We start from the raw sequence: 9,424 nt of genomic DNA, 5'->3' as shown, positions 1-9,424 counted from the left end.
CGGAAGCCGCCACGGTCGTCACGACGCTCGAACGAACGGCCACCGCGGTCGTCACGACGGTCGTCACGGCGGAAGCCGCCACGGTCACCGCGGTCACCGCGGTCGTCACGGCGGAAGCCGCCACGGTCGTCACGACGCTCGAACGAACGGCCACCGCGGTCGTCACGACGGTCGTCACGGCGGAACCCGCCACGGTCACCGCGGTCGTCACGACGGTCGTCGCGACGGAAGCCGCCACGGTCACCGCGGTCACCGCGGTCGTCACGGCGGTCGAAGGAGCGCCCGCCGCGGTCGCGGTCGTAGGAGCGGTCCCGGTCGGCGAAGCGGCCGTTCCCGGCCCGCTCGGTCCGCTCGGTCTGCTCCACCTCGCGCGGGCCCGACTGCGCCGGCACCGTGACCTCGGCCTCGGTGGCCGCGGCAGTGGCCGTGGCCACCTCGGCCTGCACCGTCTCCGGGTCCTCGCCCCGCTCCCGCGCGACCCTGGCGACCAGCCGGTCCGCCTCCTCGCGCAGTTCCGTGGCACGCCGCTGGGCCCGCTCCAGCTCCTTGGTGAGCTGGGCGACCTCGCGCTCGGCCTGCTGCGCCGCGTTGCCCGCGGACTCGGCCTGGACCTCGGTCATCGACCGGGCACCGGTGATCTCGGCGACCTCCGGCTCGAAGGCCGCGCCGCCCTGGATGATGTGGCGCGTGGCGTCGACGCCCGCGTCCTCCATCAGCCGGAAGATCTGGCGACGCTGGTGCGGCAGGGACAGGGAGACGACCGTGCCGGTGCGGCCCGCACGGGCCGTACGGCCGGCGCGGTGCAGGTAGTCCTTGTGGTCGCCGGCCGGGTCCACGTTCAGCACCAGGTCGATGCCGTCGACGTGGATGCCGCGGGCGGCCACGTCGGTGGCGACCAGGACGTTGACGTAACCGTCCTTGAAGTCGGCCAGCGTGCGGGTGCGGGCGCCCTGGGTCATGCCACCGTGCAGCGCGTCCGCCTTCACGCCCGACTCGCGCAGCTGGTCGGCGACACGGTCGGCGCCGAGCTGGGTGCGGACGAAGATGATGGTGCGGCCCTTGCGGGAGGCGATGGCCGCGGTGACCGGCGCCTTGTCCTTCGGCTTCACGACCAGGATGTGGTGCGACATGGTCGTCACCGCGCCCTGGGCCGCGTCGACCTCGTGGCTGACCGGGTTGTTCAGGTACCGGTCGACGAGGGTCTTGATCTCGTTCTCCATGGTCGCGGAGAACAGCATCCGCTGACCGCCCGGCGGCACCTGGTCGAGCAGCTCGGTGACCTCGGGCATGAAGCCGAGGTCGGACATCTGGTCGGCCTCGTCGAGCACGGCGATCTGCACGTTCTCCAGCGAGCAGGCACCGCGGTTGATGATGTCGCGCAGCCGGCCCGGCGTGGCGACCAGGATGTCGACGCCCTTCTCCAGGGCGTAGATCTGGTTGCCCATGGACGTACCGCCGCAGACGACCTTCATCCGCAGCCCGACGACGTCGCCGTAGGGCTGGAGCGCGTCGGCGACCTGCATGGCCAGCTCGCGGGTCGGCGTCAGGATGACGGCGCGCGGCTTGTGCTTCTCGGTGCGGCCGCCGGCCAGCGTGGCCAGGGTCGGCAGACCGAAGGAGAGGGTCTTGCCGGAACCGGTGCGGCCCCGGCCGAGGATGTCCTTGCCCTCCAGCGCGTCCGGGATGGTCGCGGCCTGGATCGGGAAGGGGGTGGTCACGCCGTTCTGCGCGAGCTTGCGCACGATGCCCTCGGGGAGGCCGAGGTCGGCGAAGGTCGTCTCGGGGGCCTCGACGGCCTCGGGGGCCTCGACGGCCTTGGGGGCCTCGACGGCCTCCTGGCCCTCGGTCACGCCCTCGGCGTTCTCGGGCACGACGACGTGATCAGTACTGATGATGGACATGCGAATGCGAAACCTTCCGGAGTCTCTCAGTCGGCACGCGCCCGTCAACTCCGTGAATCGCGATTCGCAATACGACCGCCTCGATGCGGTCCATCACGGCAAGGGAGAGTACGCGCCACACGGCGCGCTCTGCGGTGGCGCCGGGCAAATGGGATCAAACGATCTACCACCATACGCACCTACCACCCCTGAAGGCAAACCGGGTAGCACATGCCCAGCTCAGCCAGTCCGCCGCCCCGTGTCGGGACCCCGTCGCGGGCCCGGCAGCCGGCCTACACCGGCGCGCCGGCCTCGGGTGCCGGCTCCCGGTGCGCCAGCTGCGTTCCCGGCGGCTCGTGCGCCGACGAGGACGGCTCCGGTGTCGGCTCCGGCGTCGGAGAGGCGGGCGGCTCCGGGGGCGGGGTCGGCTCCGGGTCCACCGTGCGCGGGGGCTCCGGGTCGGCCGTCCGCGGGGGCGTCGGCCCGTCCGGTCCCCCCTTCGCCGGGGCGGATCCGCCGGCGTGCGCGGACGGCGGCCCCGAGGGGGACGCGTCCTCTCCCTCACCGTCCTCGCCGCGACCGTCGCCCTTCCCCTTGCCGCGGTCGTCCGCGCCCTTGTTCCCCCGGCCGTGTCCGCGCCCCTCGCCGGCCGCCGCCGGGCCGTACCCGGCCGCGCCGCCCGACACCGCGGAGCCGTCCGCCGGCGCCCCGCCACCCCGCTCCCCGGCCGAGTGCGACGGCCTGGCGTCCCCGCCGGACTCGTCACCGACGCTCATGCAGCCGGCTGCGGCGGCGACGGCGACGACCGCGGCGGCCAAACGGACGGGTACGTACAAGGGGCGCACGGCGGCCACCTCCGGGGATCAGGAGTCGCCGTGCCCAACTCCCGTCACCCGCAAGAGGACACGCGCGCCGCGCCGAAGGCCGTCACCCGGTCACCGCACCACCGCGTCTCACCCGTACCCGAGGGCGTGCAGGCGCGCGTCGTCGATCCCGAAGTGGTGCGCGATCTCGTGCACCACCGTCACCTCGGTCTCCGCGACCACGTCCTCACGGGTTTCGCAGAACCGCAGCGTCGGCCCCCGGTAGATGGTGATGCGGTCCGGCAGCACACCGGCGTACCACTCCCCGCGCTCGGTCAGCGGCGTCCCCTCGTACAACCCGAGCAGCTCGGGATCGTCCGCCGGCGGTTCGTCCTCGACGAACACCGCGACGTTGTCCATCAGCCGCGTCAGCTCCGGCGGAATCCGGTCCAGCGCCTCGGCGACCAGTTCCTCGAACTCCTCGCGCGTCATCTCCAGCACAGCCCCATTGTCGGGTACGACACATCGGGTACGACACCGCCGCCGCCCACCACCACCCGCTCGCATATCAGCCCGAGGACATGGGCATACGGGACCAATGGCCCGCGTCCCCGCCGCAGTCCTGCACGTCCTGGCCGAGGAGATGAACCGCATCCGCAGCGCCCCGCGCGCCCTCACCCGCCGCCACCGCGCCCGCCCGGTGCCCCCGACGGCGGAGCTCACCCCCCGTTCCCACCCCTGGACCCGCGCCCTCGGCCTCGTCGCCGTCGTCCTGCTCGGGGCCTGGCTCGGCCTGCTGATCGTGGGCAATGTGCGCGTCCCGGTCGGCCCCATGAACACGACGATGACCCTGCGTCCCTCCCTGACCGGCGGCACGAAGATCAACGTCTCACCGCTGGGCGCCCTCGAGCTCGACAGCCACGTCGCCCCCGTGCGTCTCGACGTCAACGTCGACCAGCTCGACCCGGAGCGCGCCCAGGCCCTCGTCGACCACCCCGAACGCCTCTCCGGCCTCCAGGACGAGGTCGCGAAGGACGTGGAACACGGCACCCTCGACCTCGCCGCCCGTTCCTGCGTCGCCGTCGTCACCGGCGCCACCGCCCTCGGCCTCGCCGTCTACCGCCGCCCGCGCCGCGCCATGGCGGCCGGCGGGCTGGCCCTCACCCTCCTGGTCGCCTCCGGCGGCACCGCGTACGCGACCTGGAACCCCGACTCGGTCCTGGAACCGCGGTTCTCCGGCCTGCTCTCCTCCGCGCCGTCCCTGGTCGGCAACGCGCGCAGCATCGTCACCGAGTTCGACGTCTACCAGAAGGAACTGGCCCGCCTGGTGACGAACGTGACCAAGCTCTACGACGTCACGTCCACGCTCCCCGCCTACCAGCCCGACCCGACCACGATCCGTGTCCTGCACGTGTCGGACATCCACCTCAACCCCGCGAGCTGGAAGATCATCGGCTCGCTGGTCGAGCAGTACCGGGTCAACGTGATCGTCGACTCCGGCGACACCATGGACCACGGCACGGCGGCGGAGAACGGCTTCCTGGACCCCATCGAGGACCTCGGCGCCCCCTACGTCTGGGTCCGCGGCAACCACGACTCGCGCGTCACCCAGGACTACCTCGAGGGGTTGAAGAACGTGCAGGTCCTGGACGACGGCCGGGCCCGCACGATCGCCGGCCTGCGCTTCGCCGGCATCGGCGACCCGCAGTACACGCCGGACCGCTCCGGCAAGCCCGGCGCCGAGGCCTCCCAGGAACTGGCCGGCGCCCGCCTGGCCTCCGCCCTGCGCGACCAGACCCGGGCCGGCACCCCCGTGGACGTCGCCATCGCGCACGAGCCGTCGGCGGCCCGCGAGGTCGACGGGACGGTCCCGCTGGTCCTGGCGGGTCATGTCCACCACGAGGACATGGAGGTCATGAAGTACGGCACGCGGCTCCGCGTCGAGGGCTCCACCGGCGGCAGCGGCCTGCGTGCCGTGGAGGGCAAGCACCCCGACCCGGTGCAGGCGTCGATCCTCTACTTCGACCGGGACAGCCGACGCCTCCAGGCCTGGGACGAGATCGAGCTCGGCGGCCTGGGTCTGACGACGGCCGAGGTCCGCCGCCATCTGCCGAAGGAGAACCAGCCGGGCGCGGAGCCGTCGCCGAGCGGGACGGGTCCCTCCCCGACGGGCTCCGCCGGCACCCCGGGCAGCCCGGCCCCCGGCGCTCCGTAAACCGTTTTGGCGATAGCTCCCGCCATCCCATATGCTTCTCACGTCCCCGACGCGCTGAGAAGCGCGCAGGCGGGCCGATAGCCCTCATCGTCTAGCGGCCTAGGACGCCGCCCTTTCAAGGCGGTAGCACGGGTTCGAATCCCGTTGGGGGCACGCAGTACCGTGTGCGACACTTGGTTCGCTGGTTCGCACACAGCCACTTGGTCCTGTGGAGCAGTTTGGAGTGCTCGCCACCCTGTCAAGGTGGAGGCCGCGGGTTCAAATCCCGTCAGGACCGCTGAGGTTTCACGTGAAACCTCGCGGCTGGGTAGCTCAGTTGGTACGAGCGATCGCCTGAAAAGCGATAGGTCGCCGGTTCGACCCCGGCCCCAGCCACAGTGAGGCCCCGATCTACGGATCGGGGCCTTGTTGTTTCCGGTGCCAGCCCGGTCCCAGCCCGGTGCCGTTCCGGCCCGCTCCGGTCCCGTGCGTCCCGCACCCGCCGGCCCCGGGCAAAAGCGTTCGCCAGTAATTTCCCGGGGATGCGATCCTGGAACCCGTATGTCTACGCATCCCGCCCCCGCCCTCGGCGCCCTCGCTCCCCGCCTGACCGAGCTGTCCCTGCGTGACGCGCATCGGCTCGGCCGGAGGCTGGAGGGTGCGCGGAAGATCCGCAAACCGGAAGCCCGAGCCGCCGTTCTCGCCGAGATCGAGGCGGACGTGGCCAAGGCCGAGCAGCGCATCGGCGAGCGCCGGGCCCGCGTGCCCGCCGTGAGCTATCCCGAGCAGCTTCCGGTCAGCCAGAAGAAGGACGTGATCGCGGAGGCCATCCGCGACCACCAGGTCGTCATCGTCGCCGGTGAGACCGGGTCCGGGAAGACCACGCAGATCCCGAAGATCTGCGTCGAGCTCGGCCGGGGCGTCCGCGGCATGATCGGGCACACCCAGCCCCGCCGGATCGCCGCGCGCACCGTCGCCGAGCGGGTGGCGGACGAGCTGGACACGCCGCTCGGCGAGGCCGTCGGCTGGAAGGTGCGGTTCACCGACCAGGTGAACCCGGACGCCACGTTCATCAAGCTGATGACGGACGGCATCCTGCTCGCCGAGATCCAGACCGACCGCGAGCTGCGCGCCTACGACACGATCATCATCGACGAGGCCCACGAGCGGTCCCTCAACATCGACTTCCTGCTGGGCTATCTGGCCCAGCTACTGCCGAGGCGGCCGGACCTGAAGGTCGTCATCACGTCGGCGACCATCGACCCCGAGCGCTTCTCCCGGCACTTCGGCGACGCGCCGATCATCGAGGTCAGCGGACGGACGTACCCGGTGGAGGTGCGTTACCGCCCGCTACTGGAGGAGGACGGCGACGACGCCGACCGGGACCAGATCACCGCGATCACCGACGCCGTCGAGGAGCTGATGGGCGAGGGGAAGGGCGACATCCTCGTCTTCCTCTCCGGTGAGCGGGAGATCCGGGACACCGCGGACGCCCTGGAGAAGAAGAAGTACCGGTTCACCGAGATCCTGCCGCTGTACGCCCGCCTGTCCCATGCCGAACAGCACCGGGTGTTCCAGCAGCACACCGGGCGCAGGATCGTGCTCGCCACGAACGTCGCCGAGACGTCGCTGACCGTGCCGGGCATCAAGTACGTCATCGACCCCGGCTTCGCCCGGATCTCGCGGTACAGCCACCGCACGAAGGTGCAGCGGCTGCCGATCGAGCCGATCTCGCAGGCCAGCGCCAACCAGCGCAAGGGCCGCTGCGGACGCACCAGCGACGGCATCTGCATCCGGCTGTACTCCGAGGACGACTTCGAGGCGCGGCCTGAGTTCACGGACGCGGAGATCCTCCGGACGAACCTCGCCTCCGTCATCCTCCAGATGACCGCGGCCGGCCTCGGCGACATCGAGAAGTTCCCGTTCATCGACCCGCCGGACCACCGCAACATCCGCGACGGCGTGCAGCTCCTCCAGGAGCTGGGCGCGCTCGACCCGGCGCAGAAGGACGCGCGCAAGCGGCTGACCGACACCGGCCGCAAGCTGGCCCAGCTGCCCGTCGACCCGCGGCTGGCCCGGATGGTGCTGGAGGCCGACAAGAACGGCTGCGCCCGCGAGGTCATGGTCATCGCGGCGGCCCTGTCCATCCAGGACCCGCGGGAACGCCCCTCCGAGAAGCAGGCGCAGGCCGACCAGCAGCACGCCCGGTTCAAGGACGAGACCAGCGACTTCCTCGCGTTCCTCAACCTCTGGCGGTACGTGCGCGAGCAGCAGAAGGAGCGCGGCTCGTCGTCCTTCCGCCGGATGTGCAAGCAGGAGTACCTCAACTTCCTGCGCATTCGCGAGTGGCAGGACATCTACACGCAGCTGCGCACGGTCGCCAAGCAGATGGGCATCCACCTCAACGACGCCGACCACGCCGCGCCCGACGACCGCGTGCACGTGTCGCTGCTGGCGGGCCTGCTCTCCCACGTCGGCATGAAGGACGTGAAGGACGCCGGGAGCGAGGGCGGGAGGGGCACAGCGAAGAACGAGTACCTGGGGGCCCGCAACGCCAAGTTCGCGATCTTCCCCGGCTCGGCGCTGTTCAAGAAGCCGCCGCGCTTCGTGATGTCCGCGGAGCTGGTGGAGACCTCCCGGCTCTGGGCCCGCGTCAACGCGAAGATCGAGCCCGAGTGGGTGGAGCCGCTCGCCGGGCACCTCCTCAAGCGCACCTACAGCGAGCCGCACTGGGAGAAGGACCAGGCGGCGGTCATGGCGTACGAGAAGGTGACGCTGTACGGCGTGCCGATCGTGGCGCAGCGCAAGGTGAACTACGGGCGGATCGACCCGGAGGCCAGCCGCGAGCTGTTCATCCGCAACGCCCTGGTGGAGGGCGACTGGCGTACGCACCACAAGTTCTTCGCGGACAACCGCCGGCTGCTGACCGAGGTCGAGGAACTGGAGCACCGCGCGCGGCGACGGGACATCCTGGTCGACGACGAGACGCTGTTCGACTTCTACGACCAGCGGGTCCCCGAACACGTCGTCTCCGGAGCGCACTTCGACTCGTGGTGGAAGCACAAGCGGCACGAGCAGCCCGACTTCCTCGACTTCGAGCGCGAGATGCTCATCAACGAGAAGGCGGGTGCGGTCACCAAGGACGACTACCCCGACTCCTGGCGCCAGGGGCCGCTGAAGTTCCGTGTGACGTACCAGTTCGAGCCGGGGGCGGACGCGGACGGCGTGACCGTCCACATTCCGCTGCAGGTGCTCAACCAGGTCACCGACGAGGGCTTCGACTGGCAGATCCCGGGTCTGAGGGAGCAGGTCGTCACGGAGCTGATCCGGTCCCTGCCCAAGCCGATCCGCCGCAACTACGTACCCGCGCCGAACTACGCCCAGGCGTTCCTGGAACGGGCCGTGCCCCTTCAGGAGCCGCTGACGGTGACCATGGCGCGGGAGCTCAAGCGCATGGTCGGAGTGCCCTTCGAGCCGGAGGACTTCGACTGGTCCAAGGTCCCCGACCACCTGCAGATCACCTTCCGGATCGTCGACGAGCGACGCCGCAAGCTGGCCGAGGACAAGGACCTGGAGGCCCTGAAGCTCCGGTTGAAGCCGAAGGCGCGCAAGGCGCTGTCGCAGGCCGCGGCGGCCACCGCCGAACGCAGTGGCGGCGAGTCGGTGGAGCGCGCCGGCCTGACCGACTGGACGATCGGCACGCTGTCCCGGGTCTTCGAGACGCGCCGCGCCGGTCAGCCGGTGAAGGCCTACCCGGCCCTGGTCGACGACGGGGACACGGTGTCCGTGCGCCTCTTCGACACCGAGGCCGAGCAGGAGCAGGCGATGTGGACGGGCACGCGCCGGCTGATCCTGCGCAACATCCCGGTCAACCCGGCGAAGTTCGCTTCCGAGAAGCTGACCAACCAGCAGAAGCTGGCCCTGTCCGCGAATCCGCACGGTTCCGTCCAGGCCCTGTTCGACGACTGCGCGACGGCGGCGGCGGACCGGCTGATCGCGGACTTCGGCGGCCCTGCGTGGGACGAGGAGTCGTACCGGAAGCTCTACGACAAGGTCCGCGCGGAGATCGTCGACACGACGGTCCGCACGGTGGGGCAGGTGCAGCAGGTGCTGGCCGCCTGGCAGGCCTGTGAGCGCCGGCTGAAGGCGGTGCGGAGCCCCGCGCTGCTGCCGAACCTCCAGGACGTACGGGCCCAGCTGGACGGCCTGGTGAAGCCCGGCTTCGTGACGGAGACGGGCATCGGACGGCTGCCGGACCTGATGCGCTATCTGGTCGCCGCCGACCGCCGCCTCCAGCAGATGCCGGCCAACGTCCAGCGGGACACGACCCGCATGGAGAAGGTCCACGAGATGCGGGACGAGTACGCCTGGCTCCTTGAGCAGATGCCCCGCGGGCGGCCGGTCCCGCGCCAGGTCCTGGACGTCCGCTGGATGATCGAGGAGCTGCGGGTCAGCTACTTCGCCCACGCGCTGGGGACGGCGTACCCGGTCTCCGACAAGCGGATCGTGAAGGCGATCGACGCGCTGGCGCCGTAAGGGCGACACCG

5 protein-coding genes and 3 tRNA genes are annotated in these 9,424 nt (G+C 71.1%); 5 read left to right on the top strand and 3 right to left on the bottom strand.

Annotated elements, in window-relative coordinates:
• From ACFWJB_RS02875 to ACFWJB_RS02865, 3 genes are all read right to left on the bottom strand, one after another.
• A partial coding sequence (locus tag ACFWJB_RS02875; RefSeq protein ID WP_386919849.1) for a DEAD/DEAH box helicase occupies positions 1-1,901 on the bottom strand: 1,901 nt, incomplete at its 3' end.
• 272 nt (positions 1,902-2,173) lie between these two features.
• Positions 2,174-2,725, bottom strand: a complete 552-nt coding sequence (locus tag ACFWJB_RS02870) for a hypothetical protein (RefSeq protein ID WP_385466819.1) — start codon at positions 2,723-2,725, stop codon at positions 2,174-2,176.
• 108 nt (positions 2,726-2,833) lie between these two features.
• Entirely contained in the window at positions 2,834-3,184 is a 351-nt protein-coding gene (locus ACFWJB_RS02865; protein ID WP_043383624.1) for a metallopeptidase family protein, read from the bottom strand.
• 97 nt (positions 3,185-3,281) lie between these two features.
• Between ACFWJB_RS02865 and ACFWJB_RS02860 the strand changes: the two genes are divergently transcribed.
• From ACFWJB_RS02860 to hrpA, 5 genes are all read left to right on the top strand, one after another.
• On the top strand, positions 3,282-4,898 hold the full coding sequence (locus ACFWJB_RS02860) for a metallophosphoesterase (RefSeq protein ID WP_386919847.1): 1,617 nt from the start codon (positions 3,282-3,284) through the stop codon (positions 4,896-4,898).
• Positions 4,899-4,978: 80 nt separating this feature from the next.
• Positions 4,979-5,051: transfer RNA gene (locus tag ACFWJB_RS02855), tRNA-Glu, on the top strand.
• Between the two features lie 49 nt (positions 5,052-5,100).
• Positions 5,101-5,175, top strand: a tRNA-Asp gene (locus tag ACFWJB_RS02850).
• Between the two features lie 24 nt (positions 5,176-5,199).
• A tRNA-Phe gene (locus ACFWJB_RS02845) sits at positions 5,200-5,273 on the top strand.
• Positions 5,274-5,438: 165 nt separating this feature from the next.
• Positions 5,439-9,413 carry an ATP-dependent RNA helicase HrpA gene (gene hrpA / locus ACFWJB_RS02840; RefSeq protein ID WP_386919845.1) on the top strand — a complete coding sequence of 1,325 codons (3,975 nt, stop codon included), beginning with the start codon at positions 5,439-5,441 and terminating at the stop codon, positions 9,411-9,413.
• The last annotated feature ends 11 nt before the right edge of the window (positions 9,414-9,424 follow it).

The organism is Streptomyces sp. NPDC127100 (assembly GCF_042724095.1).
Classification (GTDB): domain Bacteria; phylum Actinomycetota; class Actinomycetes; order Streptomycetales; family Streptomycetaceae; genus Streptomyces.
The sequence above is the reverse complement of the archived record's forward strand: the minus strand, read 5'-3'. Positions and strand labels throughout refer to the sequence as shown.

Bases quoted from the DNA above. Each gene is read 5' to 3' on its own strand.
- ACFWJB_RS02860 (WP_386919847.1), top strand. From the start codon at position 3,282: ATGGCCCGCGTCCCCGCCGCAGTCCTGCACGTCCTGGCCGAGGAGATG.
- hrpA (WP_386919845.1), top strand. From the start codon at position 5,439: ATGTCTACGCATCCCGCCCCCGCCCTCGGCGCCCTCGCTCCCCGCCTG.